The following is a 26,920-nucleotide window of genomic DNA, read 5'->3' on the forward strand; positions in this document are numbered from 1 at the left end:
CTTCACAACGGACTTCACAGAACCTCACATACGGGTTAGGTTTCGTCGCGATCACACTCGAACCAACTGGGGGAACTCCCGTGTCCGACCTGACGATTCACACCCACACCGGCTCCGAGGCCGGCCTCTTCGTGAACTCCTACATCGTGGAGACCGACAGCGGCCTCGTGGTCGTGGACACCAACCTGCTGAACTCCGACATCGCCGAACTCGTCGCCAAAGTCGCCGCGTTCGGCAAGCCGCTGCTCGGCGTCCTCGTCACCCACGCGCACCCCGACCACTTCAACGGCGTCCACGCGCTGGTGGACGGCCGCGACATCCCCGTGTACGCCACCGAGGCGGTCGGCAAGGCCATCGTCGAGATCGCCGACGCGAAGCGGGCGCAGTGGGGGCCGGTGTACGGCGCCGAGTGGCCCGCGGTGACCGCGTACCCGACGGTCCTCCTCGAGGACGGACAGACCGTGGAGCTGGGCGGGGTCACCTTCACCGCCCGCCACGTCGGCCCGGCCGAGAGCCACGCCGACAGCTACTTCCTCGCTTCCGTCGACGGCGGCGCGCCCACCGCCTTCATCGGCGACCTCGCCTTCCACGGAACCCACCCCTACACGGCCGACGGCCACGGCGCGCTCTGGCTCGACGCGCTCGACGCCCTCACCACCGACCTGGCCGACGCCCGCACCCTCCTGCCCGGCCACGGCACCCCTACCGGCGTCGAGGTGCTCGCCGCGCAGCACCGATACCTCCACCACTACCGCGAGACCGTCCGCGAACTCGCAGATGGCCGACCGACCCTCACCCAGTCCGCCAAGGAGGAACTCGACCGCCGCCTCCAGGAGTTCGCCCCCGACCTCCCCCTCACCTGGATGATCACCCTCGGCGCCGACGCCGTGGCCACGGAGCTCGCCGCCTCCTGACGGCCCACCCCCTGAGGACCGTCAACCGTCCTGCGCCCCGGCGCCGGGGCCCGGCCGGCCTGGGCTGCCTGGGCGCGTTCCGCCGCCGTCGGTGGGGGCCGCGGTGGGAGCGGCCGCGACGGTTCCACCCCCGGGGCCTCGCGTCGGAGGTGCCCGCGGCAGAGCACCTCGATCACGGGGCGGGAGGGCGCTCAGCCGGTGGTGCCGTCGAGCATTTCGCGGAGGATGTCCAGGTGGCCGTTGTGGCGGGCCGTCTCCTCGGTGAGGTGGAGGAGGATCCAGCGGAGGTCGACGTGGAGGCCGTTGCGGACGGGGCGCTTCGCCTGGGTGTCGAGGTGGTGGGCGGAGACCAGGTCGCGGTAGCGGGCGCTCTGGTCGGCGTACTCGTCGAGGAGCTGGGCGAGGGGGAAGTCGACGGCGACACGCATTTCGCGGTCGGGGTCTTCCTCGGTCCAGGGGCCCTGGTCGTCCTCGCCGAGGAAGACGACCTGGAACCAGTAGTACTCGACCCAGCGGAGGTGGTTGATCAGTCCGCTCATGGTCATCAGCGGTGAGCCGGGCAGGAGCGCCTTGCGGGCGTCCTCTTCGGAGAGGCCGGCGCACTTGGCGCGGGCGGTGTCCCGGGTGTAGTCGAGGAACGTGGTGAGTTGGGTGCGCTCGTCCCACGCGGCGGGCGTGTCATCGATTCTGGTCATCGTGCGAAGGGTCCCCGATCACCGTGACCTGTGTCGACGGAATTACGGGGAGCGCGCCCGGACGGGCCGCGGGGAGTCGGGGCGGGCCCCGCGCGGAAGGCGATCATCGCGGTGTCGTCGCGTTGGTCGGACAGTTCGTCGAGGAGGCGGAGGAGGGCGGGGAGGGGCTCGTCGCGGTGGTGGGCGGCGGCTTCGGCGAGGCGTCGCTGGCCGTCGGCGAGGGAGGAGGTGCGGGACTCGATGAGGCCGTCGGTGTAGTGGAGGAGGGTGTCGCCGGGTTCGAGGGTGTGGTGGTGGCTCGTGCGGGCGATGCGGGGTCCGACGCAGAGCGGCGGGTCCTCGCCGCTGCCGGTGAGGAAGCGGGGGCTGCCATGGGCCGGGACGAGCAGGGGCGGGGGATGGCCGGCGTTGGACCAGGTCATGTGCCACGTGCCGTCGGGGCGGCGGCGGAGGTGGGTGTGGACGGCTGTGGTGAAGGGGGCGCCGGCCAGGCCTTCGGCGACGTCGTCGAGCATGGAGAGGACGGTGGCGGGGGTGCGGTCGGGGCCTTTGTGCCAGGCGAGGGCGCGGAGCATGCTGCGCAGCTGGCCCATGGCGGTGGCCGCGGCGAGGTCGTGGCCGGCGACGTCGCCGATGTCGAGGACGAGGGTGCCGTCGGGGTGGACGATCGCGTCGTACCAGTCGCCGCCGATCTCGTGTGAGGAGCTGGCGGGCTCGTAGCAGGCGGCCAGGTCGGCGCCGGGCACGTCGGGCGGCCGGGTGAGGTGGGCCCGCTGGAGGGCGAGGGCGGTACGGCGCGCCTGCTGGAGGTCGACGGCCTTGCGGATCGGCCGCTGGGCGTGGTGCAGCACCTCCCGCAGCAGCTCGACGTCGGCCGCCGCCGGGAGGGGCGTGTCGCCGTTGGTGCTGGTGGCCGCGTACCCGAGGACGATGTCCTCGACGACGAGCGGGACGAGCGTCAGGCTCGTCGCGCCCGAGGCGACGAGCCACCGCTCGGTGACCGCCGGGACGAGGTCGGGCGGCACGGGCCCGCCCTCCGGGAGCGGGAACGTCCGCGGCACCCCCCGCTCCAGCACCTCGCGCACCGTCTCGGTGACGGTGACCCGCTGGCCGAGCAGCGCCGGCGGGGCGGGCAGGCCCGGGCGGGTGGCGGAGGCCACGCGGCGGGCGGTGACCGCGGCGTTCGCCGGCAGCGGCCACTCCTCGTGGGAGAGCAGCAGGATCAGGCACGCGTCGGCCAGCTCCGGCACCACCACCTCCACCACGGCGGCGAACGCCTCCTCCGGGCTCCCGCCCGACGCCGCGGCCACCTGCGCGAGGAGGTTCTCCCGCAGGTGCGTGCCCCACGTGTCCTCCACGTCGGCGGTCGCCGCGATCCACTCCGTCACGCGGCCCTCCTGGAGGATGGGGACGCTGCGCATGGACAGGTGGCGGTACGAGCCGTCCGCCGCCCGGATCCGGAACGTGCACTGGAAGACGCCGCTGCCGCCGGGCCCGGCGGCAGCACGCCACGCGCCGCCGAGCCTCTCCCGGTCGCGGGGATGCACGAACGCGTACCAGTCCTCGTCCGCCCGGCCGACCCACGGCGCCCCGGTGAGCTGCTCCCAGCCGGGCACGACCTCCTCCATGGATCCGTCGGCGTGCAGCACCCAGACCATCTGCGAGACGGCCGACACGAGCGCCTCGTACCGCTGGAGCGCACGACTCTCCGGCGTCGTGTCCATCGCCACCACCAGGATCCCCGAACCGTCCCTGGTGCTGACGGGACTGCACGAGTACACGAAGCGCGCCGCCTGGTCGACGGCCCCCGGATCGATCTCCCGGGCGCCCGTGACCTGCCGCGCGCGCCCCGTGGCCCGCACGTCGGCGAGCACCGACAGGAACCGCCCCGAGTCCGGGTCCGGGAACGCCTCCCGGGCCGGCCGTCCCACCGGCCGCGAGCCGAACATCCTGGTGAAGGCCTCGTTGGTGTAGATCAGCCGGTGCTCGGGCCCGGCGAGCAGCGCGACCGCCGCGATCGTCGCGTCGAACAGCTTCGGGTCCAGCGCCCGTGCCGGGCTCATCGCGCCCCCGCCGCACCGGGTGCGCCCCGGCCGCCGGGCCGCCGCGCGAAGCCCTGACCGAGGCCCGGGACGTGCCGTCGTCCGAGGCCGTCACCGAAGGTCCGGGCGGGAAGCCCCGCCGCGGAGGTCCGCCCGTCTCTCATCACACCAGCGCCGCACATTTCGTCATCTTCCCTGGTCAAATGGCTTGTCCCGCCGCGCCACGCGGGCTCGCGGAGGACCCGCCCCGGGAGCGGCCGCCGGGGCGGCCCCAAGGAGCGGCCCCGTCCCGGCGCCGATCCTGGATACTGCTGCCATGCAGCAGACGCCGCCTCCCGTGGAGTCCGAACCCATATCGGCGGACCCTCCGCACCGCACGGATCGCACCCTGCTGACCCAGTCCTGGCTCGACCTGGCGTTCCTGCACTGGCCGGTGGAGCCCGCCGAAGTCGCGCCGCTGCTGCCGGCCGGCACGGCGCCGGACACCCTCGACGGGGTCACGTACGTGGGGCTCGTGGCGTTCCGGATGCACCGGGTCGGCTGGTTCCGGCTTCCGGGGATCCCGTACCTCGGCACCTTCCCCGAGACGAACGTCCGGCTGTACTCCGTCGACGGGCACGGGCGCCGCGGAGTGGTGTTCCGCTCGCTCGACGCGTCCCGGCTGCTTCCCGTGGCCATCGGCCGATGGGGGTTCCGGATCCCCTACGTCTGGTCGAGGATGAGCGTCCGGCGCGACGGCTCCACCGTGACGTACCTCAGCAGGCGGCGGTGGCCCGGGCCGCGCGGGGCGCACAGCGCGATCACGGTGGACGTCGGGGAACCACCGGTCGAGGAGCCCACGGCGCTGGAACACTTCCTGACCGCACGGTGGGGCATGCACAGCTCCCTCCTCGGGCGGCCCCTCTACCTCCCCAACACCCACCCGCGGTGGCCCCTGCACCGGGCCCGGCTCGTCTCCCTGGACGAGAGCCTCCTCACCGCCGCGGGACTCCCCCGCCCCCTCGGCGAGCCCGTCAGCGTGCTGTACTCCCCCGGCGTCCCCGTCCGTTTCAGCGGTCCGCCCCGGCAGCCGTACGGCGTGCGCGTCCCGCGGCAGCGACGGCCCGGCGACGGCGGCTGACCCGCCACGATCCGGCCGCCCCGCGCGTCTGCTCCGATCCGGTGCGCCCGGGGCCCGGCCGCCGGTCGGTGCGAACCGGAGCCCCAACCGCCGGTCGGTGCGCCCGGCCCCGGCCGCCGGTCGGTGCGCGATCGGGGTCGGACGCGCGACGGTCGGCGGGTGAACTCACCGGCGGCGGCGGTGAGGATGGTCGTCATGGACCCCGAACTCGAAGCGTTCGTCCCGTGGTTCCCGCGGAACGACCTGAGCGACCCGCTCGCCGCGCGCATGAGGTTCGCCGAACTGGCCGCCGCGGTACCGGTCGACGTCACCGGCCTGGAGATCCGGGACCGCACCGTGCCCGGCGACCCCGACGTGGCCGTACGGATCTACCGCCCCGCCGAGGCGCGGGGAGCCGTCGTCTGGCTGCACGGCGGCGGCTTCGTCATGGGAGGCGTGGACACCGAACACCCGTGGGCGGCCCGGATCGCCACCGCCTCAGGAGCCGTGGTGGTCTCGGTGGACTACCGGCTCTCCCCCGAGCACCGTTTCCCGGCGGCCCTGGACGACACGTACGCCGTCCTGACCTGGGTCGCCGGACACGCCGACGAGCTCGGTGTCGACCCGGCGCGGGTCGCGGTCGGCGGGCACAGCGCCGGCGGGTGCCTCGCGGCCGCGGTTGCCCTGCGGGCGCGGGACCTCCAAGGGCCTGCGATCCGCTTCCAGTTGCTCAACCAGCCCGGGCTCGACGACCGGCAGGAGACCTGGTCGCAGCGGAACTTCACCGACACGCCCTGGTTCTACCGGGACAAGGCCGCCGCCGCGTGGCGGCACTACCTGGGTACCCAGGCCGCCACGCCGTACGCGGCCCCGGCGCGCGCCGCGGACCTCTCCGGTCTGCCGCCGGCCTACATCGCCACCGCGGAACTCTGCCCGAACCGCGACGAGGACATCGCGTACGCCCTCCGTCTCATGCGCGCCGGCGTGCCGGTCGAACTGCACCAGTGGCCGGGCACGTTCCACGGCTCCCAGGCGATCCTCTCCGCCGAGGTGTCCCAGCGGCAGAACGCCGAACTCGGCGCCACGCTGCGCCGCGCGCTGTCCGAGTGAGCCAGCGGCCCCGACACGCACGACGACGGGACGACACCCGTCCCGCTTCCGGGGACGGGAGGACACCCGGCCCCCTTCCGAGGATGGGACGACTCCCGTCCTCCCCCCTTCCCCACCCGCCCCGAAAGGACGGACATCATGAAGATCCGACATGTGTTGCGCGGAAGTGTGGCCGCGCTCAGCGCGTGTGCCGGCCTGGTGGCGGCGGTCCCCGCTCCCGGAGGACCGCCGACCGAGCCGACGGGCGACACGAGCCCGGTGAAGAACCGCACGAGCCCGGCGACGAGCGGCACGAACCCGGGGCCGGCCGTGCTGGATCCCGGAAACCTGCAGTCCGCGATGGACGCCGTCCACCACGCGGGAATCCCGGGCGTGTTCGGCGAGGTGCGGGACGCGGGCCGGACGTGGCGCGGTGCTTCGGGAGTGGCCGATGTCGCCACGGGCCGTCCCGTCCGGCCCGGCATGCGGCAGCGCGTGGGCAGCATCACCAAGACCTTCACCGCGGCCGCGGTGATGCAGCAGGTCGAACAGGGCCGTATCCGCCTCGACGCGCCGATCGGCGACTACCTGCCCCACCTGGTGCCGGGAGAGCGCGGCAGGAAGATCACGGTGCGCATGCTGCTCAACCACACGAGCGGCATCCCCGACTACCTCCCGTACGCCTTCCCCTCCCTCAAGGGCTTCCCGTCCCTGGCGGACGTCTCCGCCGACAGCCTGGACGACAACAGGTTCCGGCGGTTCCGGCCGGCGGAGCTCATCGCGATGGGACTCGCGGCGCCGCCCACCGGCGCGCCCGGTGGCCCCGTCGGCGTGTATTCCAACTCCAACTACCTCCTCCTGGGCGAACTCCTGGAGCAGGTGACCGGAACCCCGGCCGAGGAGTACATCACCCGGCACGTCATCGCCCGGGCCGGCCTCCGCCACACCGAGTTCCCGACCGGCCCCCGCGTCAAGGGACCGCATTCGCGGATGTACGAGGCCTTCTACGGCGTCATCGACCCGCCGCGCGACTTCAGCGTCTACGACATGTCCTGGGTGGGGACGGGTGCCGCCCTCGTCTCGACCATGCCGGACGTCAACCGCTTCTACGCCGAGCTGCTCGCCGGGCGCATCGTCGGGCCGGCATCGCTGGCGGAGATGCAGCGCACCATCCCGGTCCGCGCCCTCGACGGATCGACGGTCGACTACGGCCTCGGTATCCACCGGTTCACCCTCCCCGGCTGCGGCACCTTCTGGGGCCACGACGGAACCGTCTGGGGAGCCGGCACGATGACCATGACCAGCCCGGACGGCACCCGCCAGATGTCCGTGGCCATCAATCTCATCCGCTGGAACAAGCCGGACGCCTCGGGCCGCCCGCAGCCCCACCCCATCGACGGCGCGCTGAGGACGCTGTACCGGACGGCGATGTGCGACTGAAGCGGCCCGCCCGCTCCTGACCCGGTGTCCACCCGCTCCTGACCCGGCGCCCGTGCGCCGCTGACCTGGTCCGTGCGCCGCTGACCCGGCAGCGTTCGCCACGACGTCACGACGCCGCGACAGCGCGACCTGCGGCAGCCGCCGCGGTCACCCCCCGTCGTCGAGGAGCTGCCAGGTCGTCAGGGCGACTCTGGCGCGGGTCAGTTCTGTGGGGTCGGAGAGGTCGATGCGCAGGGAAGAGCCGATGTGGTCGAGGCGGCGGGCGACGGTGCTGTGGTGGAGGTGGAGGGAGTCGGCGGCGCGGCGGAGGGAGCCGGTGGCGCAGTAGGCCTCCAGGGTTTCGAGGTCCTCGGGGTTGCGGGCGAGGTGGGCGAGGGCGGTCACGTCGGGGTTGGCCCGCATGGCGGCCTCGGGGACCTCGGCCAGGAGGGCCAGGGCTCCCAGGGCGTCGTGGGGGACGACGGGTCGGCGGGGAGTGGTGAAGCGGAGGGCGGTGCGGGCCTGCCGCCAGGAGCGGTCGGGTGTCTCGGCGGCGCCGATGCCCGCGCGTACACCCGAGGGGAAGGCGTCCTGGGCGACGGTGGTCGCCAGGATGACGCCCACGTCGGCGACGTGGGCCGCCTTCACCGGGCGGGCGGGGCAGATCAGGGCGCCGATCCGGTCGAGCGGAAGCGGTGAGCGTACGGCGACGACGCGGACGGGCAGGTCGGGGGCGAAGCCCAGGAGGCGGAGGGCCCGTGCCCGTCCCGCCTCGTCGCAGCCTGTGCTGACGACGAGTTCGACGAGGGCCGGGTCGGCCATGGTGGTCCGTGCGGGGCCGTAGCGCTCGACGACGGCCGCGGCGGCGAGGGCGAGACGGTCGAGGAGGACGTCGTCGAACACGCCGGGTGGGCCCGGGCGTTCCACCCAGACCGTGCCGATCTCCTCGTCGTCGAGGGTGATCGGCACCGACGCCGACGCGGCCGTCTGCGGTCCTGGCGCGTCCCTGCCGTCGGGTGCGACGCGGATCGACCGTCCCGTGCCGTGCAGCCTGATGCCGGCGACGCATTCGGCGAGACCCGCCGAGGCGCGGGCGAGCGCCGGCAGGTCCACCCGGCGGCGCATCAGGGTGTCGTAGAACGCGACGACGCGGATCGCGCCCTCGCTGTGCGGGTCCAGTTGCGACAGTCGTTCGGCCAGTGCCTCCATGCCAGGAGAATAGGGTTCCGCGGCTTGGCTCGGGGGCGCCGGTCGGCGCGCGATCGGTGGGGGACGCGCGACGGTCGGCGGGTGACGCGCCGGGGGCGGCCGGTGAGGATGTCCGTCATGGACCCCGAACTCGAACCGTTCATCCCGTTCCTCCCGCAGACCGACCCCACCGACCCGGTCGCCACCCGCAGGACGTTCGCCGCGCTGGCCGCCGCGCGGCCCGCGCCGGACACCACGGACCTGGAGATCGAGGACCGCACGGTGCCCGCCGCTCCCGACGTGGCGATACGGATCTACCGGCCGCGCCGGGCCCAGGGCGCCGTCGTCTGGCTGCACGGCGGCGGCTTCGTCTTCGGGGACCTGGACACCGAGCATCCCTGGGCCGCCCGCGTCGCCGCCGCCTCCGGCGCCGTCGTCCTCTCGGTCGACTACCGCCGCTCCCCGGAGCACCGCTACCCGGCGGCCCTCGACGACGCCTACGCCGTGCTGGGCTGGGCCGTGGAACACGCCTCCGCACTCGGTGTCGACCCGGCCCGCATCGCCGTCGGCGGCCACAGCGCCGGCGCGGGACTCGCGGCCGGCGTCGCGCTGCGGGCCCGCGACGAGCAAGGGCCGCCGATCCGCTTCCAACTCCTCAACCAGCCGGGGCTCGACGACCGCCAGGACACGTGGTCCCAGCGGAACTTCACCGACACCCCCTGGCACGACCGCGACAGGCTCACCGTCATGTGGCGCCACTACCTGGGCTCCGAGCCCGCCACCGCGTATGCCGCGCCCGGCCGTGCCACCGACCTCTCCGGCCTCCCACCGGCCTACGTCTCCACCGCCGAGTTCGACCCCCTCCGCGACGAGGCCATCGCCTATGCCGTGCGCCTCATGCAGGCCGGGGTCCCCGTCGAACTCCACCACTGGCCCGGCACCTTCCACGGCTCCCAAGCCCTCCTCTCCGCAGCCGTCTCCCAGCGCCAGAACGCCGAACTCGCCGCCGCCCTGCGCCGCGCGCTGGCGGGGTAGGCGTCGCGAGGAGGAGCGGACGGCTGCCGCGGGCCGGCTACCGCGCCTGGACCGGGCCAACCAGGGGGGTGCGGTCGGACCAGGGGTATTCCCCGTCGACCCATCGGAATCCCGATGGCGGGCATCGGGTTCTCCATTGGTGGGTTGTTCGTGGCGGGTCTACGTTCGAGGACATCGCCGCGCTGACGGTCCCGAGGGGATGCGTCGGGGTGGGCGGTGGTGATCCCCGGGCCCGCAGGGCCCGCATTCGGGCCCGTATTCCCTTGGAGCGAGAGCATGTCGAAGATTCTTTTCGTGATGACCGGTGCCGACCACTGGACGCTGGCGGACGGCACCAAGCACCCGACCGGTTTCTGGGCGGAGGAGGCGGTGGCGCCGTACGAGGCGTTGACGGCCGCGGGGCACGAGATCGTCGTGGCGACGCCGGGAGGCGTGGTGCCGACGGTGGACCAGGGGAGCCTGGCGCCGGAGGCCAACGGCGGGCAGGAGGCGGCGGACAGGATCGCGGCGGTGCTCGCGTCGATGGAGGAGCTGAAGAAGCCGATCCGGCTGGACGACGTGGAGCTGGGCGAGTACGAGGCCGTCTTCTACCCGGGCGGGCACGGTCCGATGGAGGACCTGGCGGTGGACGCCACGTCCGGGCGGCTGCTGGTCGAGGCGCTGGAGTCCGGGAAGCCGCTGGCGGTCGTCTGCCACGGGCCGGCCGCCCTGCTGGCGGCGACGCGGGCCGACGGCGGCAACGCCTTCGCCGGGTACGAGGTCGCCGCGTTCACCGACGCCGAGGAGACGCAGGCGGGGCTCGCGGACAAGGCGAAGTGGCTCCTGGAGTCCCGGCTGGTCGAGGCCGGTGTCCGGGTGCGGGCGGGCGAGCCGTGGGCCCCGAACGTGGTCGTCGACCGCAACCTGATCACCGGGCAGAACCCCGCCTCCTCGGCGCCGCTCGCCGCCGAGGTCGTCAAGATGCTGGGCTGACCGGGGCGACGCCTCCCGGCCGGATCGTCCGCGGCGCGCGCCCCGCACCCATAGAGGGATCGATAGGGTGACGGGGTGGCGCATATGAATTCCGATGACACCGTGGCGGTGCCACTGTCCGGCATCGCTCCCGTGTCGGACCTGAATCTGCTGCGCACGTTCCTGGCGGTCTACCGCTCCGGTTCGTTCACGGCCGCGGCGGGGCTGCTCGGTCTGTCGCAGCCGACGGTGACCGCGCAGATCCGTTCGCTGGAGCGCCAGACGGGCCGGGAACTGTTCGCGCGACTGCCGCGGGGTGTCGCGCCGACGCCGGTCGCCCACGACCTGGCGGCGCGCGTGGCCACGCCGCTGGACGCGCTCGCCGCCGCGACGGGGCAGGACGACGCACGTGACGAACGGGCCGCGCCGGTCCATCTCGCCGGGCCCGCCGAGCTGCTCTGTACGCGGGTGCTGCCCGCGCTCGCCCCGCTGGCCGCCGAGGGTGTGCGGCTGAGGGTGGCGCCGGGGCTGACGGAACCCCTCCTGGACGAGCTGCGGGCAGGTCGGCACGACCTGGTCATCGCGACGTTCCGGCCGCGCGGCCGGACGTTGGTCGCCGTCCCGCTGATGGACGAGGAGTTCGTGCTCGTGGCGGCCCCGGTCTGGGCCGACCGCCTCGGGCACGGCCTCACCGGCGAAGGGCCGGCGGCACTGCACGCCGTACCGCTGGTCACGTACGCGGAGGACGTGCCCATCGCCCGCCGCTACTGGCGGCACGTCTTCGGCAGCCGCTTGTCCTGCCCCGCCGCCGTCACCGTGCCCGACCTGCGCGGCGTCCTGGCGGCGGTCGTCGCCGGGGCGGGCTTCACGGTCCTGCCGCGCTACCTCTGCGACGCCGAACTCGCCTCGGGCGCCCTCGTTCCGCTGTACGAGCCCGAGGAACCGCCCATCAACACCGGCTATCTCGTCCAGCGCCCCGGACGGCCGGACAACCCCGATGTCGTCCGGGTCCGCGATCTGCTGGTCGACGCGGGGCGGAACTGGTGATCCGGTCCATACGGGGAGGGTGACCGCGCCGGGCCCGGGTCAGGTCGAGGGGGTGAGGGGGATGGCGGCGGAGAGGACCGTGCCCTCGCCGGGGGCGGATTCGACGGTGAGGGTGCCGCCGAGCTGCCGGGCGCGGACGCGCATGGCGGGCAGGCCGTGGCCGCGGACGCCGCCGGGGGTGTCGGCGGGGTCGAAGCCGTGGCCGTCGTCGGCGATGTCGAGGACGACCTGGTCGTCGAGGTAGGTGAGGGTCAGGGCGGCGGATTCGGCGCCGGCGTGTTCGCGGATGTTGGCGAGGGCGCCCTGGGCGATCCGCAGCAGCGCCGACCGCACCCGCTCGGGCAGCGGGCTGACGGGGACGCCGTCCTGGTGGAAGTGGACGCGGAGCGTGTCGGAGGCCTCCCGGTCGGCGAGGCCGCGCAGGGCGTCGTCGAGGGTGCGCCCGTCGGCGAGGTCGGCGGGGGCGAGGTCGTGGACGAAGCGGCGGGCCTCGGTGAGGTTGCGCTCGGCGATGGTCTCGGCGGTGCGGACGTGGCGGCGGGCGGCCTCCGGATCGCCGTCCCAGAGCCGGTCGGCGGCCTGGAGCAGCATCTGCTGGCTGGACAGGCCCTGCGCGAGGGTGTCGTGGATCTCCATCGACAGCCGTTGCCGTTCCGCGAGCGTGCCCTCGCGCCGCTCGGTCGCGGCGAGTTCCCTGCGGGTGCGGACGAGGTCGGTGATGACCGTGCGCAGCCGGTCCGCCTGGCGCTGGGAGTACACGAAGACGGCCGTGGCGACGGCGGCGCCCGCCGGAGGCGCGAACAGCAGGTTGGGGTCGAAGCCGAAGCGCAGCCGTAGCTTCATCTGTCCGGCCACGACGCAGGCGGTGATCAGGGCGGCCAGGAGGATCGCGGACCGGGTGCGGAGGGACCGCAGGCCCGTGTAGTAGAGCGGCACGGCACACCAGGCGAAGCTGGGCGCGAGCACCACCAGGGTGAACCACGAGCCGATCACGGCGGCCAGCCAGAGTCCGTGGGTCGCGCTGCGTCTGCCGGGGGCGGGGGTCCGCCGGGGGCCGAGGATGGGGCCGAGGACGTAGAGGAGGGCCAGCGCGGCGGCGAGGACGACCACCCAGGGGGTGGCGGGGGCGCCGGGGTGGACCATCAGGTAGCGGGTCAGCGACGAGCACAGGAGGACGAAGAACGCCACGTGCATCACGGTCGCGAGCCAGCCGGCGTCGGGGTCGGCGTCCTCCGTGCCCAGGGGCGACCGCTCGTTCGTCCGCACCGTTCGCTCCTCGTCTCCGGCCGTGTCCTCGGAGCCAGGTTATCCGGAATGATCTCTTCCGTATCAACCGATCGGCTGACCCTCGTGTCCTCCGCCGGGCGCGCCGGACGGAGCCTCCAGGCGGACCGGAGCGGACCGCGTCCCGCCCCACGATGGATGTCAGAGCGGGAACGCAGAGGCTTCCCGGGCCCCGAGGGGCGATCACCAAGGAGCTGAAAACCCATGAAGAAGCTGTCCCTGCGCACCCGTGTCCTCACCGGTACCGTCGCCGCCGGCGCCCTCGCCGCCGGAACGTTCGGCGCCGTCTCCGCCAACGCCGCCACTCCGGCCGCCGCCCCCACCGCGGTCACCGCCGATGCCGCGAACACGAACACGAACACGACGCAGTCGACGCACCTGACCATCGAGGCCGCGACCAAGGCCGCGCGGGCCGCGCTCGACGCCGCCGAGAAGGAGAACCAGCGCGTCTCCGTCGCCGTCGTCGACCGCAACGGCAACACCCTCGTCACCCTTCGCGGCGACGGCTCCGGCCCGCAGTCCTACGAGTCGGCGGAGAAGAAGGCGTACACCGCCGTCTCCTGGAACGCCCCGACCTCCGTCCTCGCCGGCCGGCTCGCCAACGCCCCGACCCTGAAGGACATCCCCGGCACCCTCTTCCTCGCCGGCGGCGCCCCCGTCACCGCCAAGGGCGCCCCCATCGCGGGCATCGGCGTCGCCGGCGCCCCCTCCGGCGACCTCGACGAGAAGTTCGCCCAGGCCGGCGCCGCCACCCTCGGCAAGTAGGCGCCCCCCGAACGCCGGCGGCACCCGTCCCCCCGTACGGGTGCCGCCGGCTCCTCCGCACGGCGACGACGGGCATCGGCATGACGGACCTGGAGGACCGAGATGAGCGACCGCAACCGCCGCCTGCTGGCGGCCGCCCGCCGGGGTGACGCCCACGAGGTCCGCGCCGCCCTGGAGGCGGGTGCCTCCGTCGAGGCACGCGACGAGGAACTGCGCTCGCCGCTGCTCCTCGCCTCGCTCGGCAGCCACGTCGAGGCCGCCCGGGTCCTCGTGGCCGCCGGAGCCGACCCCGACGCCCAGGACCGCCGCCACGACAGCGCCTGGCTCGTCACCGGCGTGACCGGCAACGTCGAGATGATGCGCACCCTGCTGCCGGCGGGCCCGGATCCGACCCTGCGCAACCGCTTCGGCGGCATCTCGCTGATCCCCGCGAGCGAGCGGGGCCACGTCCCGTACGTCCGTGCGCTCCTGCGGGAGACCTCCGTCGACGTCGACCACGTGAACGACCTCGGCTGGACGGCTCTCCTCGAGGCCGTGATCCTCGGCGACGGCGGCCGGTCGCACCAGCAGGTCGTGGAACTCCTCCTGGCCGCCGGGGCCGACGCCGCCCTCGCGGACGCCGACGGCGTCCCACCGCTGCACCACGCGGAACGCCGCGGCTTCACCGAGATCGCCGCCCTGCTCAGGGCGGCGCGAGGCCCCGTCGGCGACGCGTAGCGACTCCGTCCAGGCCGTCGGCGACACGCAGCGGCTCAGTCCAGGCAGGCGGCCACGAGGGTGGCGAAGTCCTCCGGGGTGAGGACCTCGACGCCGAGCTCCTGGGCCTTGACGGCCTTCGAACTCGGCTTGCCGCTCGCGGACGGTGCGGCGACCAGGTACGTGGTCCGCGAGTTGACGCCGCTGCCCACGCGCCCGCCGGCCTTCTCGATCAGGGCGCCCATCTCGGAGCGCCCCCAGCCGTCGAGCGGGCCGGTCATCTTCCCGGTGACCACGACGGTCTTCCCGGTGAGGGGTCCCTCGACCGGCTCCTCGGAGCCCTGCTGTCGCGGCTCCGTCATCGAGACCCCGGCGGCGATCAGCTTGTCGATCACCGGGGCCAGCGCGGCGACCTGCTCGACGACGACCGGCGCCTTCTCCGGACCGATGCCCTCGACGTCCTGGAGGACGGCCGCGTCGGCCGCGCGGATCGCCTCCATCGTGCCGAAGTGCGCGGCGATGCGCCGGGACATGCTCCGTCCCGTGCCCGGTATGCCCAGCGCGCAGAAGACGCGGCTGAGCGGCCGCGACTTGGCGAGCCGGATCTGCTCGGCCAGCTTCGCGCCCCGCTTGGCGCTGCCGGACGCGGCCGCGAGCTGCTCCTCGGTGAGGGTGAACAGGTCGGCGACGTCCCGCACTTCGCCACCGGCGATCAGCGCGTCGACGTACTTCCTGCCGAGGCCGTCGATGTCGAGGATGTCGCGTCCCGCGGCGTACTCGATCAGTGGGGCCAGCGCGCAGGCGGTGCCCTTTCCGCAGCGCCACCGCTCCTGGCTCCGGTCGATCTCGCCGCCGCAGTGGGGGCACGCCTCCGGCAGCGGCACCGGTACGGCGTCCTGGGGCCGGAGTTCGACGACGGCGGCCTGGACGCGCGGGATGATGTCGCCGGCCTTGTGGACCGTGACGGTGTCGCCGAGGTGGAGGTCGCGCCGGAGGATGTCGGCGGGGTTGTGCAGGGTGGCGCGGGTGACGGTGGAGCCGTCGAGCTCGACCGGCTCGAGTATCGCGGTGGGCGCGAGCACGCCCGTACGGCCGACCTCCCAGATCACGTCACGCAGCACGGTCTGCCGTTCGACGGCGGGAAGCTTGAAGGCGATGGCCCAGTACGGGAAGCGGCTGCCGAGCCCCACGGCGGCCTGCTCGGCCGCGCTGTCGGCCTTGATGACGACGCCGTCGATGCCGAACGGCAGGGCGGCGCGCATCGCGGCGACGGCGTCGACCTTCCGCTGGGCCTCGGCCAGGGTGGCCACCACGTGCAGTCCGGCGGGAGTCGCGGCCGTCGTCCGCACTCCCGCCCGCTCGACCGCGGCCAGGGTCTCCGCGTGGGTGGCCCCGGCGGGCGGGAACACGCCGCCGTCGAGGCCGACCGCGCCGTACGCCCAGAACGTCATCTCCAGGCGGTAGGGCCGGTCCTTGGCCCGCAGGGTGCCCGCCGCGCCGTTGCGCGGATTGGCGAAGACCCCGGCGCCGTGCGCCGTGCGCACCTCGTTCGCGGTGTCGAACTGCTCCTGGGTGAAGAGGACTTCGCCGCGGGCCTCGAAGGTGAGCGGTTCCGCCAGCCGCTCGGGCAGGCCCACGATCGAGCCGATGACGTGGCTGACGTCCTCGCCCTGCGTACCGTCGCCCCGGGTGATGATCCGCACCAGTCGGCCTTCGTGGTAGCGGGCGGCGACCGCCGCACCGTCCATCTTCGGCTCGACGGTGAACCCGCCCGTCGGCTCGTGTCCGAGGCGGCGCCGGAACGAGGCGCCCCACGCCTCCAGTTCCGCGGGCGTGAAGACGTTGTCGAGGCTGAGCAGGCGCGTGGTGTGGGCGACGTCGCCGACCGGCGCGGCACCGTCGGCCACGCGAGCCGTCGGCGAACCCTCGGCGACGGCGTCGGGATGCTCCGCCTCCCACGCCTTCACCGTCACCAGCAGCCGGTCGTAGGTCGCGTCGTCCATCAGGCTGTAGCCCGCGCCGAAGTAGGTGCGGGACGCCTCCCGCAGCCGCTCGACGGCGGCCTCGTACGCGGCGGGGCTTGAGATGCCGGGCAGGCCGGAGCGCGCCTCTTCGGCGGAGGTGATCGTCATGGGGATCATCCTTGCCCACGGCACTGACAACGCCGCGGGGCGTGGCCCGCTCAGCCGGTGACGCCCGCGCGGGGTGCCAGGTCCGGCAGCAGCATCGCGAGCGCCACGACGGCGAGCAGGCCGATGTAGGACCAGGCGTGCGTGCGGTCCGGGATGCGGGGCGGGCGGCGGCGGAGGAGCGCGATGACGGGGACGGCGCCGAGGAGCAGCGCCGCCGCGGCGTACGGGTCGACCAGACCCACGAGGCCGGCGTGCGCCGTCGTGGCGGCGAGGGGCGGGGAGCCGACGAGGGAGACGAGCGCGGCCGGGAGCGCGATGGCGAGGGTGAGGGGGTTGGCCAGGGCGGTCGCGCGCCGCATCGGGTGGCCGGCCCTGCGCATGGCGGGGACCGTCATGACACTGCCTCCCACCCCGAGGAACGCGGCGACGGCGCCGATGGGCAGCCCGGCGGTGGCGGGCAGCGGCCGACCGGCGTCTCCCTCACCCGCCTCGGGTCGCGTCGCGGGGTCCGCCCCGCCCTCTCCGGCTCGTGTCGCCGAGTCCACCCCGCCCGCCTCGCGTCGCGGCGCGGCGGAGGGGCGCAGGAAGCCGGGGCGGAGCAGCAGGTCGAGGGCCGTGAGGGCGATGTAGCCGACGAAGGCCCAGCGGGCGAGGGCGGGTGGGGCGAAGCGGGTGGCGCAGGCGCCGAGGCAGGCGCCGGTGGCGAGCAGGGGCAGGAGCGGCCCGGTGCCGCGCAGGGTGCGGAGGACGGGGCGTGGGGTGACGGCCGTGGCGAAGGCCGCGTTGACCAGCATGACCAGGGCCGAGGTGGCCGTGGCCACGCGGATCGCGTCCGTGCCGAGGGCGGTGTCCGCCCACACCACGACGGGGACGGCGACGAAGCCGCCGCCGAACCCGAACAGCACGGTCGTCGCCCCGGTGAGGAGCCCGATCGCGATCAGTACCACCATGTCCGTGTCCATGGGGCCAAGCCCACCAGTTCACCGGTCGGGCCCGCATGCGATGGTCGGCGGACTTCCTTCGCGTCTCGGCCAGGCCGACTTTCCGGACAGGGCCTACGGTGGGCCGGTGAAGAACATCCCGCTGGACGAGGTCGACCACGTCGACAGGGCCGTCCTGCCGATCGGCACGGACTACCCGGCCGGCCACGTCCTCGACTGGCACGAGCACCGGCGCGCGCAGTTCCTGTACGGGGCGACCGGCGTGATGGTCGTCGACACGGCCGACGGCTCCTGGACCGTCCCGCCCGAGCGGGCCGTGCTCATCCCGGCCGCCACCCTCCACCGGGTGCGGATGCTGGGCGTGAGCACCCGCAGTCTGTACGTGGAACCCGGCGCCGTTCCGTGGTGGCCGGCCCGCTGCACGGTCGTGGACGTCCCGCCGCTCCTGCGGGAACTGCTGCTCTCCGCTGCGGAGTTCCCGGCGGAGTACAGCGTGGCCGGGCGGGAGGGCGCCGTCGCGACCCTGCTGCTGCACGAGATCGCCGCGCGCGCCCCGCTGCCCTTCCACGTCGGCATCCCCGCCTCCGAGGACCTCGCGGCGCTGTGCCGCGCGTACCTCGGCTCGCCGGACGCCGCCGTCACCAACACCGACTGGGCAGCCCGTACCTCCCAGAGCGAACGGGCCTTCACCCGGCGCTTCCGTGCGGAGACCGGCGAGAGCCCCGCCGTGTGGCGGTCCCGCGCCCGGCTCCTCGCCGCCGTCCCCCTGCTCCGTACCGCGTCGGTGACCGAGGTCGCCGGGCGCCTCGGCTACGCCTCCCCCGCCGCCTTCACCGCCGCCTTCACGCGCGCCTTCGGTCTCCCCCCGTCCCGCTTCGGGGCGAGCCGCACCGCCCACCGGGCGTGAGACCCCGGTCGTCGCTCAGCTCCGGACGGCCTCGAAGGGGTCGCGCGGCTCGCCGTGCAGGCGCCCCGGCGGGAGCCGCCGGCCGTACGTGAACCGGCCGCGGGCCGGCCGGTCAGCGCGTCACCGTCCATTTCTGGTTGGCGGTGCCTCCGCAGGTCCAGATCTGGAGGCGTGTGCCGTTGGCAGAGCTGTTGCCCGTCGCGTCGAGGCATGTGTCGGAGTGTGGGTTGACGATGTCGCGGGCGGTGGTGGCGGTCCAGCGCTGGGCGTCCGTGCCGTTGCAGTCCCAGAGTTGGACGGGGGTGCCGTCGGCGGTTCCGGCGGAGGTGACGTCGAGGCACTTGCCGAGGGCACGGATGGTGCCGTCGGCCGCTACGGTCCACTGCTGGGCGGCGGTGCCGTTGCAGTCGTAGAGCTGGACGGGGGTGCCGTTCGCGGTGTTCGCGCCGGCGACGTCCACGCACTTGCCGCCGATGCCGGTGATCGGGCCGGAGGCGGCGGGGCCGTCGGTGGTGGTGACGCGGACGTGGTCGACGACGAGCTGTTGGGGGAAGGCGGTGGAGCCGTCCGGGTCGCCGGGCCAGTAGCCGCCGACGGCGAGGTTCAGGATGAGGAAGAACGGCTTGTCGAAGACCCAGGTCCGGCCGCCGAGATCGGTGGGGGTGCGGGTCTGGTAGACCGCGCCGTCCACGGTCCAGGTGATGCGGCCCGGCGACCAGTCCACGGCGAAGGTGTGGAAGGCGTCGGCGAAGGCCTGTCCGCCGGGCAGGGTGTACGCGGCGCCGATGCCGCCGGAGCCCGAGTATCCGGGTCCGTGGAGGGTGCCGTGGACGGTGGAGGGTTCGAAGCCGACGTTCTCCATGACGTCGATCTCGCCCGAGTTCGGCCAGCCGACCTGGCCGATGTCGTCGCCGAGCATCCAGAACGCGGGCCACATGCCCTGGCCGCGCGGCACCTTCATGCGGGCCTCGACGTGTCCGTACCGGGTGGTGAAGCGGCCGGCGGTGTTCAGGCGGGCGGAGGTGTACTCGCACCTGCCGTACCAGCACTGGTAGTTGCCCGGGTTCTCCTTGCGGGCGGTGATGACCAGGTTGCCCTGCCCGTCGAGCGCGGCGTTGCGGTTGCCGGCGGTGTAGTACTGCCGTTCGTGGTTGCTGACGTTGTCGCCGGTCTCGATCTGCCAGCGCGTGCCGTCCACGGCGGAGCCGGCCGGTCCGTCGAAGTCGTCGGAGAAGGTGACGGCGGCGGCCTCGGCGGCGGGGGCGGCCGCCCGGGCGGGGGCGTCGCCTGCCGCGCCGGCCGGGCCCGGGCCGAGCGCCGCGACGGCAAGGGCCAGGGTGAGGGCCGTGACCGCGGTGGTCAGGGGTCGCAGGCGCGTGCGGGAGGAGGGCATGACTCTCTCTTCCGTGGGGTGTGGGGGGACGGGTCGAGCCACTTCATCGCGCCCATGATTTAAGGAGTGAATTAAAGGGGCGTCAAGGGCTGCGGCACCCCTGTCCGCCCCCGGGGGCCGGCGCCTCTGCGTGCGGGGCCGTGACTCTCCGGTGGTGCCCGTTTCGTTTCCGCAGGTCCGTACGCCGTACGATTCCCCCGGTTACCACGTTGCGCTTTACACCGTCCGAAGGAGATTTCCATGGCCCAGGTCACGCTGAAGGGCAACCCGGTTCAGGTCAACGGCGCCCTGCCCGCTCCCGGCAGCCAGGCCCCCGACTTCACGCTCGTCGCCGAGGGGCTGGCGGACAAGTCGCTGAAGGACTTCGCCGGCCTGCGCAAGGTCCTCAACATCTTCCCGAGCGTCGACACCCCGACGTGCGCGTCCTCGGTCCGCGCGTTCAACGAGAAGGCCGGCGATCTGGCCAACACGGTGGTGCTCTGCATCTCCGCCGACCTGCCCTTCGCCCAGGCGCGCTTCTGCGGTGCCGAGGGCCTCGAGAACGTCAAGAACCTCTCGACCCTCCGAGGCCGTGAGTTCCACACCAACTACGGCGTGGAGATCGCGGACGGCCCGCTGGCCGGCCTGACCGCCCGCGCCGTCCTCGTCCTCGACGAGAACGACCAGGTCCTGCACGCCGAGCTGGTCGGCGAGATCGCCGAGGAGCCCAGCTACGACGCGGCCCTCGCGGTCCTGAAGTAGTCACCCGCGGCCACGGCCGCGGCGCACGCGAGGAGCCCCTCCACCGGCACACGGTGGAGGGGCTCCTCGCGTCGTGTTGGGCCTCCCGCCGTCAGACGCAGGCCGGGCACAGCCCTCGGTACGTCACGTCGGCCTTCGAGACGGCGAAGCCGAACCGCCCGGTGGGCGGGAGCGCGTCCAGCGGGTCCCCCGCCGGGTGGACGTCCCGGATGATCCCGCAGCCGGAGCAGACCAGGTGCTGGTGCGGGCGGTGCGCGTTCGGGTCGTAGCGCTTGGCGCGCCCGTCCAGGGCGAGTTCGACGACCTCGCCGAGGGCGACCAGTTCACCGAGGGTGTTGTAGACCGTCGCCCGCGCGATCTCCGGGAGGCGGGCCACCGCGCGCGCGTGGACCTCGTCCGCGGTGAGGTGCACATGGTCACCGGCGAGCACCTCGGCGACGACCCGCCGCTGGGACGTCATCCGCCAGCCCCGCGCGCGCAGTCGCTCCAGCAAGTCGTTCACGTCGGTTCACCTCGTCGATTCGGCGGTTCTCGGACAGGAGTTTGGCGTGGTTCTTGACTTGGACTACGTCCATCGTAGGATCGGTTTCGTTGATGGCCAAGGGACAGGAAGACTCCAGCACGGCGGGAGACGGAGACGTGAAGGACCGATCCCTCGGAGTGGCCCCCGCCCGCGCGACGGGCCGTCCCCATACGACTGGTCCCACCCATACGACCGGTCCCGCGTCGACGAGGCCGCGGCTGGTCCGGAAGGATTCCCATGTCTGAGAACGCTGAGAACCACGACGCAATCGTCGTAGACGCGAAGACGGAGGGCGGGGGCGGCTGCCCGGTCGCGCACGACCGCGCCGCCCATCCGACCCAGGGCGGCGGCAACAGCCAGTGGTGGCCCAACCGGCTCAACCTGAAGATCCTCGCGAAGAACCCCGCCGTGGCCAACCCGCTGGGCGAGGACTTCGACTATGCCGAGGCCTTCGAGAGCCTCGACCTCCCCGCCGTGAAGCGGGACATCGAGGAGGTCCTCACCACGTCGCAGGACTGGTGGCCCGCCGACTTCGGCCACTACGGCCCGTTCATGATCCGGATGGCCTGGCACAGCGCGGGCACGTACCGCATCAGCGACGGCCGCGGTGGGGCCGGTGCCGGCCAGCAGCGCTTCGCGCCGCTGAACAGCTGGCCGGACAACGGCAACCTGGACAAGGCCCGCCGACTGCTGTGGCCGGTCAAGAAGAAGTACGGCCGGAACATCTCCTGGGCCGACCTCATGATCCTCACCGGCAACGTCGCCCTGGAGTCGATGGGCTTCGAGACCTTCGGCTTCGCCGGTGGCCGCGCGGACGTGTGGGAGCCCGACGAGGACGTGTACTGGGGTCCCGAGACCACCTGGCTCGGCGACGAGCGCTACTCCGGCGACCGCGAGCTGGAGAACCCGCTCGGCGCGGTCCAGATGGGCCTCATCTACGTCAACCCCGAGGGCCCGAACGGCAACCCGGACCCGATCGCCGCGGCCCGCGACATCCGCGAGACGTTCCACCGCATGGCGATGAACGACGAGGAGACCGTCGCCCTGATCGCGGGCGGTCACACCTTCGGCAAGACCCACGGCGCCGGTCCCGCGGAGAACGTGGGCGACGACCCGGAGGCGGCGCCGCTGGAGCAGCAGGGCCTCGGCTGGAAGAACTCCTTCCGTACCGGCAAGGGCCCCGACGCCATCACCAGCGGCCTCGAGGTCACCTGGACCACGACGCCGACCCAGTGGGGCAACGGCTTCTTCAAGAACCTCTTCGAGTACGAGTACGAGCTGTCCAAGAGCCCGGCCGGTGCCCACCAGTGGGTGGCGAAGAACGCCGAGGCGGTCATCCCGGACGCGTACGACCCGGCTGTGAAGCACCTCCCGACGATGCTCACCACGGACCTGTCGCTGCGCTTCGACCCGGTCTACGAGCCCATCTCGCGGCGCTTCTACGAGAACCCGGCGGAGTTCGCGGACGCGTTCGCCCGCGCCTGGTACAAGCTCACCCACCGCGACATGGGCCCGGTGGCGCGCTACCTCGGCCCCGAGGTCCCGTCCGAGGAGCTCCTCTGGCAGGACCCGCTGCCGGCGCGCACGTACGGGCTCGTCGACGCCGGGGACATCGCCTCCCTCAAGGAGAAGATCCTCGCCTCCGACCTCACGGTCACGCAGCTGGTCTCCGCGGCCTGGGCCGCCGCGTCCTCCTTCCGCGGCAGCGACAAGCGGGGCGGCGCCAACGGCGGCCGCATCCGCCTGGAGCCGCAGCGCGCCTGGGAGGTCAACAACCCGGACGAGCTGGCGCAGGTGCTGCGCGTCCTCGAGGGCGTCAAGGACTCCTTCGACTCGGCGCAGACCGGCGACAAGCGGGTCTCCCTCGCCGACCTCGTCGTCCTCGGCGGCGTCGCGGCCGTCGAGAAGGCCGCCGCGGACGCCGGCCACACCGTCGAGGTCCCGTTCACCCCGGGCCGCGTGGACGCCTCCCAGGAGCAGACGGACGTCGAGTCCTTCGCCGCCCTGGAGCCGGCCGCGGACGGCTTCCGCAACTACCTGGGCAAGGGCAACCGCCTCCCGGCCGAGTACCTGCTCATCGACCGGGCGAACCTGCTCACCCTGAGCGCCCCGGAGCTGACGGTGCTCGTCGGCGGCCTGCGTGTCCTCGGCGTGACGCAGCAGCAGTCCTCGCTCGGTGTCCTCACCGAGACGCCCGGCAGGCTGACGAACGACTTCTTCGCCAACCTGCTCGACCTGGGCACGGAGTGGACGTCCACCTCCGAGGACCAGAGCACCTTCGAGGGCCGCGACACCGCCACCGGCGCGGTCAAGTGGACGGGCACCCGCGCCGACCTCGTGTTCGGCTCGAACAGCGAGCTCCGCGCGGTCGCCGAGGTCTACGCGAGCGACGACGCGAAGGAGAAGTTCGTGGAGGACTTCGTAGCGGCGTGGGACAAGGTGATGAACCTGGACCGGTTCGACATCGCCTGAGGGCGTACCGGGCGCTGACGCCCCCGGCGCCTGCTCCACCGCATCGGCCGGCCGGCCCCGTCGGTCGGCCGATGCGCGCCCCGGCGCACGGCCCCCTCCGGCCACGGCATACGCTCGCCTCATCACGGCTCACCGCGCACGGTGCCGGTGGCACCGCGAGTAGGGAACGGACGATGACCGATCTGCCGGGCAGCGACACGGAGCGTCGCACCGCCCTCGGCCCGGACGTCCGCCCCGACGTCCGCCAGGATCTCCGCCCGGGTGAGGACCCCCGGGCGTCGACCGCGCGCGTGTTCATAGCCCTCGCCCCGCCCGACGAGGCGAAGGACGAGCTGGCACGGGCGCTGCGCCCCGCCTACGACGCGTACCCCCGGATGCGGTGGAACCGCATCGAGGACTGGCACATCACCCTGGCGTTCCTCGGGGAGCTCCCGGTCGAGGTCGTACCGCGGCTCCAGGCACCGCTGGCCGGCCTCGCCGCGTCCCTGCCCCCGGTCGAGCTGTCGCTGCGCGGCGGCGGGCACTTCGACGAGCGGGTGCTGTGGAGCGGGATCGACGGAGAGCTCGACGCGCTGCACCGGCTCGCCACCGGCGTGCGCGCCGTGGTCAGGGAGTGCGGCATCCCCTTCGAGGAGCGTCCCCTGCGGCCCCACCTCACGCTGGCCCGCGCCCGCCGCGACGACCCGACGAGTGTGGTGGCGGCCGCCGCCGGTCTCTCCGCTTTCGCCGGCCGCCCCTGGCCGACCGAGCGCCTCCACCTGGTCGGCAGCGACTTCGGCCGCGGGCCCGGGCCGATCCGCTACCGGGACATCCGTTCCTGGAGCTTCGCCGGGCGCTGAGCCTCTCGGCCCGGGAGGTCAGCGGCCGTACATCCCGCGGCAGAGGTCGGCGGCGCCCATGGGCGCCTGGATGCCCTCGGCCTCACGGCAGAGTCGGCGCATCTCGGGCGGCAGGCCGGTCGTCCGCTGCTGACGGCCCGAGGGAACGGTGCGGTTCCGCTGCGGAGTACGGGGTGTGGCCGCCCGGGTACCGGACGTCCCGGGGGCAGGCTTCCCCGCCCGTTTCGGCGCGGTGTGCGGTGGGTTCGGGCCCGCCCGACGAGCGGGCGGACGGACGGCCGACCCTCCGGCCGCCCGGTCGACGGCCGGTGCCGGTGCCGCGGGGCGGGCGGCCGGTGCGGCCTCACGGGCGTCGGGCCGTGGACCGGTGCCGGTGTCCGTGTCGGTGAGGGCCTCGCGGGCGGCGGCGGGTGTGGGCACGGGCCAGGCCGGCAGGGGTGCGGGCGCGCGCTCGGCGTCCGGTGCGAGGTCGGCGTGCCGGGCCGGTGGAGCCGGTGCGGCGGGACGCGGAACGGCCACGCATCCGCTGGTGAGGAGTACGACGAGCAGGGCGAGCGTGGTGCGACGGGGCTGCATGGCGCCCACGCTGCCCGAGTCGCCCCACCCGCCGGGGACGGCACGGCCCGGGTCCACCATGACGAGTGAAACCGGCCCGGCGCGTGGACGGGCCTCCTACTGGCCGACGCGGCCGTCGACGCACTCGCGGAGCAGGTCCGCGTGTCCGCAGTGGCGGGCGTACTCGTCGATCATGTGCACCATCAGCTCGCGTATCGCCATGTCGTCCTCGCCGACGCGCTCGCCCAGGTCCGCGAAGCCGGCGATCGCGGCGTCGGTGGCGGCCTGTTCGCGTGCGAGATCGGCGTACGCGGCGTCGACGACGGCCTGTTCGGCGACGGCTCCGTGGAAGTCGGCGTCGCGCCGGCCGTACAGCTTCGGCAGCGGTTCACCGTCGGTGATCCAGTTGCGCCAGTCGCGTTCGACCTCGGCGAGGTGGCGCAGGAGGCCGAGCAGGGACATCGTCGACGGCGGAACGGAGCGGCGGGCCAGCTGTTCCGGGTCGAGGCCCTCGCACTTCAGGCGCAGCGTGATGCGGTAGTCCGTCAGGAACTCCAGCAGCGTGGCCCGTTCGCCGTCCGGGCTGCTGCTGTCCCTGTTGCGGGGGTCGTCGTCGGGGTCGGCCCACATGTCGGGGTACACGGTCGCCTGGGTCCAACGCGCGGGTTCGTCGCTCATGCCTCGCATGATCGTCCAGCTGCGGCGGGCCCGCCAGCGAGTTTCACACGGACTTCCCGAACGGCCGCCGACGGGCGGGAAAGTGATCTTGCGTCGTCACGACAGTCGTGATCGTATGGCGTGTCTTTCACATGATCATTACTTTTGGGGGCAAGCAATGACCGGAAGCATGGACCGCCGTTCCGTCATCCGCGGGATGGCGACGGCCGGTGCGGGGGTCGCGGCGGGGGCCGTGGTGGCCGGTGGCGGGACCGCGTACGCGGCCGGCTCCGGTGACGACCCGTACAGCGTGGACGTCATCAGCAAGGGCGCGGACCCGACGGGCGCCACGGCCAGCGACGCCGCCTTCCGCGCGGCCGCCGCGGAGGTCCTCGCCTCGTTCCAGCCGGATCCGATCTCGGGCGCGATCCCGAAGAAGGTCCTGGTCATTCCGCCGGGCACGTACCTGCTGACGCAGCCCGACTCCCTGCTGCCGAACGTCAACGGCGAGGGCAACGGCGGGATCGTCGACGGCCTCTCGATCACCGGCTACGGCAAGCGCCTCTCGCGGATCGTGTACGCCCCGACCGCCGACGACACGACGCTGTGGACGAACTACCAGCGCTACAAGAACATCCGGATCTCCGGTCTGACCTTCACCAGCACCAACGCCACGTCGAGCTTCTGCTACGCGTACTCCTCGGCCACGTACGGCGTCCAGGACACCTGGTACACGGACGTGGAATGGCGCGGCAGCTGGAAGCGCGGCATCGGCCTGGACGGTCCGGCCACGACGTCCAACCTCAACAGCGAGATGGGCTGGGACCACTGCCAGGTGGGCGGCTCCTACTCCGACGCGTTCCTCGTCATCGGCATGACCCCGACCGCGAGCCAGCAGGACCAGTTCCTCAACTACTGGTTCCGCGACTGCAAGGTGGAGTACCAGTCGGGCGTGTTCGTGAAGAACACCCGCGGCGGCTCGATGAACTTCACCGGCGGCTCCTACATCCTCACGGACACCGCGTCGACCGGCACCTTCTTCCAGCTCACCGCCGACGCCGGCACCCGCGCCGACTCCGTCATGCGCCTGTACGCGCAGGGCATCCGCTTCGAGCTGCGCGGTACGGGCCACAAGGTGATCGACTCCCGGTGGTACAAGGGCAACGTCACCTTCGTCTCGTGCGACGACACCGCGCACAGCTTCAAGTCGTGGGCCCCGAGCGCCGTCACGCACGTCTACGACTTCGAGGCGAACGGCTCGCGCGGCCCGATGGTCCGCTACGTCGACTGCGCGCTCATGGGTTCGCACCAGGTGACGACGGGCGCCTCGGCGACCACCTACGGCAAGGTCCTCTACGAAGGCTGCCGCTTCATGGACATGAGCACCGCGACCGGCCCCACCGGCTTCCTCCGCTGGACCGGAACGGTCGCGCCCCGCTACGAGGTCCGCGACTGCGTCGGCGCGTCGACCTACGTCGGCGACGTCAAGAACCCGGCCTGACCCGACGGGGCCAGGTCCCCGGCGAGCTCCCCTGA

General features: G+C 73.4%; 24 protein-coding genes. 14 read left to right on the forward strand and 10 right to left on the reverse strand.

Features of this window, described 5'->3' with window-relative positions; genetic code table 11:
* Positions 1-80 precede the first annotated feature (80 nt).
* The gene (locus MRBLMG1_RS24985; RefSeq protein ID WP_367826340.1) at positions 81-914 is read left to right on the forward strand and encodes an MBL fold metallo-hydrolase; all 834 of its coding nucleotides are present in this window, start codon (positions 81-83) and stop codon (positions 912-914) included.
* A 191-nt stretch (positions 915-1,105) separates the two neighbouring features.
* On the opposite strand, the gene MRBLMG1_RS24990 is transcribed toward MRBLMG1_RS24985, so the two are convergent.
* Both MRBLMG1_RS24990 and MRBLMG1_RS24995 read right to left on the reverse strand, forming a co-directional pair.
* Entirely contained in the window at positions 1,106-1,609 is a 504-nt protein-coding gene (locus tag MRBLMG1_RS24990) for a DinB family protein (RefSeq protein WP_367826341.1), read from the reverse strand.
* Positions 1,606-3,672 carry a SpoIIE family protein phosphatase gene (locus MRBLMG1_RS24995; protein WP_367826342.1) on the reverse strand — a complete coding sequence of 689 codons (2,067 nt, stop codon included), beginning with the start codon at positions 3,670-3,672 and terminating at the stop codon, positions 1,606-1,608. The genes MRBLMG1_RS24990 and MRBLMG1_RS24995 overlap by 4 nt, the downstream gene beginning before the upstream one ends.
* 295 nt (positions 3,673-3,967) lie before the next feature.
* On the opposite strand from MRBLMG1_RS24995, the gene MRBLMG1_RS25000 reads away from it, so the two are divergent.
* From MRBLMG1_RS25000 to MRBLMG1_RS25010, 3 genes are all read left to right on the forward strand, one after another.
* The gene (locus MRBLMG1_RS25000) at positions 3,968-4,771 is read left to right on the forward strand and encodes a YqjF family protein (RefSeq protein ID WP_367826343.1); all 804 of its coding nucleotides are present in this window, start codon (positions 3,968-3,970) and stop codon (positions 4,769-4,771) included.
* 195 nt (positions 4,772-4,966) lie between these two features.
* A complete protein-coding gene (locus tag MRBLMG1_RS25005; RefSeq protein WP_367826495.1) occupies positions 4,967-5,860 on the forward strand; it encodes an alpha/beta hydrolase in 894 nt (297 codons plus the stop codon).
* A gap of 339 nt (positions 5,861-6,199) precedes the next feature.
* Positions 6,200-7,279, forward strand: coding sequence for a serine hydrolase domain-containing protein (locus MRBLMG1_RS25010; protein ID WP_367826496.1), 1,080 nt, complete (start codon positions 6,200-6,202; stop codon positions 7,277-7,279).
* 147 nt (positions 7,280-7,426) lie between these two features.
* Here the strand turns inward: MRBLMG1_RS25010 and MRBLMG1_RS25015 are convergent, their stop codons facing one another.
* A complete protein-coding gene (locus MRBLMG1_RS25015; RefSeq protein ID WP_367826344.1) occupies positions 7,427-8,467 on the reverse strand; it encodes a helix-turn-helix domain-containing protein in 1,041 nt (346 codons plus the stop codon).
* Positions 8,468-8,584: 117 nt separating this feature from the next.
* Here MRBLMG1_RS25015 and MRBLMG1_RS25020 point away from each other — a divergent pair, with 117 nt between their 5' ends.
* The 3 genes from MRBLMG1_RS25020 to MRBLMG1_RS25030 all read left to right on the forward strand — a co-directional run bounded on the left by MRBLMG1_RS25020 (position 8,585) and on the right by MRBLMG1_RS25030 (position 11,479).
* On the forward strand, positions 8,585-9,481 hold the full coding sequence (locus tag MRBLMG1_RS25020) for an alpha/beta hydrolase (protein ID WP_367826345.1): 897 nt from the start codon (positions 8,585-8,587) through the stop codon (positions 9,479-9,481).
* 276 nt (positions 9,482-9,757) lie between these two features.
* Positions 9,758-10,453, forward strand: coding sequence for a type 1 glutamine amidotransferase domain-containing protein (locus MRBLMG1_RS25025; protein WP_367826346.1), 696 nt, complete (start codon positions 9,758-9,760; stop codon positions 10,451-10,453).
* A gap of 84 nt (positions 10,454-10,537) precedes the next feature.
* Complete coding sequence (locus tag MRBLMG1_RS25030; RefSeq protein WP_367826347.1) at positions 10,538-11,479, forward strand: LysR family transcriptional regulator; 942 nt, start codon at positions 10,538-10,540, stop codon at positions 11,477-11,479.
* Positions 11,480-11,518: 39 nt separating this feature from the next.
* Here the strand turns inward: MRBLMG1_RS25030 and MRBLMG1_RS25035 are convergent, their stop codons facing one another.
* A complete protein-coding gene (locus MRBLMG1_RS25035; protein WP_367826497.1) occupies positions 11,519-12,673 on the reverse strand; it encodes a sensor histidine kinase in 1,155 nt (384 codons plus the stop codon).
* 294 nt (positions 12,674-12,967) lie between these two features.
* On the opposite strand from MRBLMG1_RS25035, the gene MRBLMG1_RS25040 reads away from it, so the two are divergent.
* Together MRBLMG1_RS25040 and MRBLMG1_RS25045 are read left to right on the forward strand one after the other, a co-directional pair.
* On the forward strand, positions 12,968-13,528 hold the full coding sequence (locus MRBLMG1_RS25040) for a GlcG/HbpS family heme-binding protein (protein WP_367826348.1): 561 nt from the start codon (positions 12,968-12,970) through the stop codon (positions 13,526-13,528).
* A gap of 102 nt (positions 13,529-13,630) precedes the next feature.
* Positions 13,631-14,245, forward strand: coding sequence for an ankyrin repeat domain-containing protein (locus tag MRBLMG1_RS25045; protein ID WP_367826349.1), 615 nt, complete (start codon positions 13,631-13,633; stop codon positions 14,243-14,245).
* 35 nt (positions 14,246-14,280) lie between these two features.
* On the opposite strand, the gene ligA is transcribed toward MRBLMG1_RS25045, so the two are convergent.
* Both ligA and MRBLMG1_RS25055 read right to left on the reverse strand, forming a co-directional pair.
* Positions 14,281-16,356: an NAD-dependent DNA ligase LigA gene (gene ligA, locus MRBLMG1_RS25050; protein ID WP_367826350.1), complete on the reverse strand. Its 2,076-nt coding sequence runs from the start codon at positions 16,354-16,356 to the stop codon at positions 14,281-14,283.
* A gap of 50 nt (positions 16,357-16,406) precedes the next feature.
* Positions 16,407-17,306, reverse strand: a complete 900-nt coding sequence (locus tag MRBLMG1_RS25055; protein WP_367826351.1) for a sulfite exporter TauE/SafE family protein — start codon at positions 17,304-17,306, stop codon at positions 16,407-16,409.
* Between the two features lie 118 nt (positions 17,307-17,424).
* Here MRBLMG1_RS25055 and MRBLMG1_RS25060 point away from each other — a divergent pair, with 118 nt between their 5' ends.
* Positions 17,425-18,204, forward strand: a complete 780-nt coding sequence (locus tag MRBLMG1_RS25060) for an AraC family transcriptional regulator (RefSeq protein ID WP_367826352.1) — start codon at positions 17,425-17,427, stop codon at positions 18,202-18,204.
* Between the two features lie 112 nt (positions 18,205-18,316).
* On the opposite strand, the gene MRBLMG1_RS25065 is transcribed toward MRBLMG1_RS25060, so the two are convergent.
* Positions 18,317-19,597: an RICIN domain-containing protein gene (locus tag MRBLMG1_RS25065; RefSeq protein ID WP_367826353.1), complete on the reverse strand. Its 1,281-nt coding sequence runs from the start codon at positions 19,595-19,597 to the stop codon at positions 18,317-18,319.
* 240 nt (positions 19,598-19,837) lie between these two features.
* On the opposite strand from MRBLMG1_RS25065, the gene tpx reads away from it, so the two are divergent.
* Positions 19,838-20,338 carry a thiol peroxidase gene (gene tpx / locus MRBLMG1_RS25070; RefSeq protein ID WP_367826354.1) on the forward strand — a complete coding sequence of 167 codons (501 nt, stop codon included), beginning with the start codon at positions 19,838-19,840 and terminating at the stop codon, positions 20,336-20,338.
* Between the two features lie 91 nt (positions 20,339-20,429).
* Here the strand turns inward: tpx and MRBLMG1_RS25075 are convergent, their stop codons facing one another.
* Complete coding sequence (locus MRBLMG1_RS25075) at positions 20,430-20,840, reverse strand: Fur family transcriptional regulator (RefSeq protein WP_367826355.1); 411 nt, start codon at positions 20,838-20,840, stop codon at positions 20,430-20,432.
* Positions 20,841-21,098: 258 nt separating this feature from the next.
* Between MRBLMG1_RS25075 and katG the strand changes: the two genes are divergently transcribed.
* Together katG and thpR are read left to right on the forward strand one after the other, a co-directional pair.
* Positions 21,099-23,333, forward strand: coding sequence for a catalase/peroxidase HPI (gene katG / locus MRBLMG1_RS25080; protein WP_367826356.1), 2,235 nt, complete (start codon positions 21,099-21,101; stop codon positions 23,331-23,333).
* 173 nt (positions 23,334-23,506) lie between these two features.
* A complete protein-coding gene (gene thpR / locus MRBLMG1_RS25085; RefSeq protein WP_367826357.1) occupies positions 23,507-24,172 on the forward strand; it encodes an RNA 2',3'-cyclic phosphodiesterase in 666 nt (221 codons plus the stop codon).
* Between the two features lie 18 nt (positions 24,173-24,190).
* Here the strand turns inward: thpR and MRBLMG1_RS25090 are convergent, their stop codons facing one another.
* Both MRBLMG1_RS25090 and MRBLMG1_RS25095 read right to left on the reverse strand, forming a co-directional pair.
* Positions 24,191-24,748: a hypothetical protein gene (locus MRBLMG1_RS25090; RefSeq protein WP_367826358.1), complete on the reverse strand. Its 558-nt coding sequence runs from the start codon at positions 24,746-24,748 to the stop codon at positions 24,191-24,193.
* A gap of 96 nt (positions 24,749-24,844) precedes the next feature.
* On the reverse strand, positions 24,845-25,414 hold the full coding sequence (locus MRBLMG1_RS25095) for a DinB family protein (RefSeq protein ID WP_367826359.1): 570 nt from the start codon (positions 25,412-25,414) through the stop codon (positions 24,845-24,847).
* Between the two features lie 160 nt (positions 25,415-25,574).
* On the opposite strand from MRBLMG1_RS25095, the gene MRBLMG1_RS25100 reads away from it, so the two are divergent.
* Complete coding sequence (locus MRBLMG1_RS25100; RefSeq protein ID WP_367826360.1) at positions 25,575-26,885, forward strand: hypothetical protein; 1,311 nt, start codon at positions 25,575-25,577, stop codon at positions 26,883-26,885.
* The last annotated feature ends 35 nt before the right edge of the window (positions 26,886-26,920 follow it).

The sequence above is a fragment of the Streptomyces sp. LMG1-1-1.1 genome (assembly GCF_040815545.1).
GTDB lineage: Bacteria > Actinomycetota > Actinomycetes > Streptomycetales > Streptomycetaceae > Streptomyces.

Coding starts and splice junctions, on each gene's coding strand:
- MRBLMG1_RS24990 (WP_367826341.1), bottom strand. CDS start 1,609: ATGACCAGAATCGATGACACGCCCGCCGCGTGGGACGAGCGCACCCAA.
- MRBLMG1_RS24995 (WP_367826342.1), bottom strand. CDS start 3,672: ATGAGCCCGGCACGGGCGCTGGACCCGAAGCTGTTCGACGCGACGATC.
- MRBLMG1_RS25000 (WP_367826343.1), top strand. CDS start 3,968: ATGCAGCAGACGCCGCCTCCCGTGGAGTCCGAACCCATATCGGCGGAC.
- MRBLMG1_RS25005 (WP_367826495.1), top strand. CDS start 4,967: ATGGACCCCGAACTCGAAGCGTTCGTCCCGTGGTTCCCGCGGAACGAC.
- MRBLMG1_RS25010 (WP_367826496.1), top strand. CDS start 6,200: ATGGACGCCGTCCACCACGCGGGAATCCCGGGCGTGTTCGGCGAGGTG.
- MRBLMG1_RS25015 (WP_367826344.1), bottom strand. CDS start 8,467: ATGGAGGCACTGGCCGAACGACTGTCGCAACTGGACCCGCACAGCGAG.
- MRBLMG1_RS25020 (WP_367826345.1), top strand. CDS start 8,585: ATGGACCCCGAACTCGAACCGTTCATCCCGTTCCTCCCGCAGACCGAC.
- MRBLMG1_RS25025 (WP_367826346.1), top strand. CDS start 9,758: ATGTCGAAGATTCTTTTCGTGATGACCGGTGCCGACCACTGGACGCTG.
- MRBLMG1_RS25030 (WP_367826347.1), top strand. CDS start 10,538: ATGAATTCCGATGACACCGTGGCGGTGCCACTGTCCGGCATCGCTCCC.
- MRBLMG1_RS25035 (WP_367826497.1), bottom strand. CDS start 12,673: ATGCACGTGGCGTTCTTCGTCCTCCTGTGCTCGTCGCTGACCCGCTAC.
- MRBLMG1_RS25040 (WP_367826348.1), top strand. CDS start 12,968: ATGAAGAAGCTGTCCCTGCGCACCCGTGTCCTCACCGGTACCGTCGCC.
- MRBLMG1_RS25045 (WP_367826349.1), top strand. CDS start 13,631: ATGAGCGACCGCAACCGCCGCCTGCTGGCGGCCGCCCGCCGGGGTGAC.
- ligA (WP_367826350.1), bottom strand. CDS start 16,356: ATGACGATCACCTCCGCCGAAGAGGCGCGCTCCGGCCTGCCCGGCATC.
- MRBLMG1_RS25055 (WP_367826351.1), bottom strand. CDS start 17,306: ATGGTGGTACTGATCGCGATCGGGCTCCTCACCGGGGCGACGACCGTG.
- MRBLMG1_RS25065 (WP_367826353.1), bottom strand. CDS start 19,597: ATGCCCTCCTCCCGCACGCGCCTGCGACCCCTGACCACCGCGGTCACG.
- tpx (WP_367826354.1), top strand. CDS start 19,838: ATGGCCCAGGTCACGCTGAAGGGCAACCCGGTTCAGGTCAACGGCGCC.
- katG (WP_367826356.1), top strand. CDS start 21,099: ATGTCTGAGAACGCTGAGAACCACGACGCAATCGTCGTAGACGCGAAG.
- thpR (WP_367826357.1), top strand. CDS start 23,507: ATGACCGATCTGCCGGGCAGCGACACGGAGCGTCGCACCGCCCTCGGC.
- MRBLMG1_RS25090 (WP_367826358.1), bottom strand. CDS start 24,748: ATGCAGCCCCGTCGCACCACGCTCGCCCTGCTCGTCGTACTCCTCACC.
- MRBLMG1_RS25095 (WP_367826359.1), bottom strand. CDS start 25,414: ATGCGAGGCATGAGCGACGAACCCGCGCGTTGGACCCAGGCGACCGTG.
- MRBLMG1_RS25100 (WP_367826360.1), top strand. CDS start 25,575: ATGGACCGCCGTTCCGTCATCCGCGGGATGGCGACGGCCGGTGCGGGG.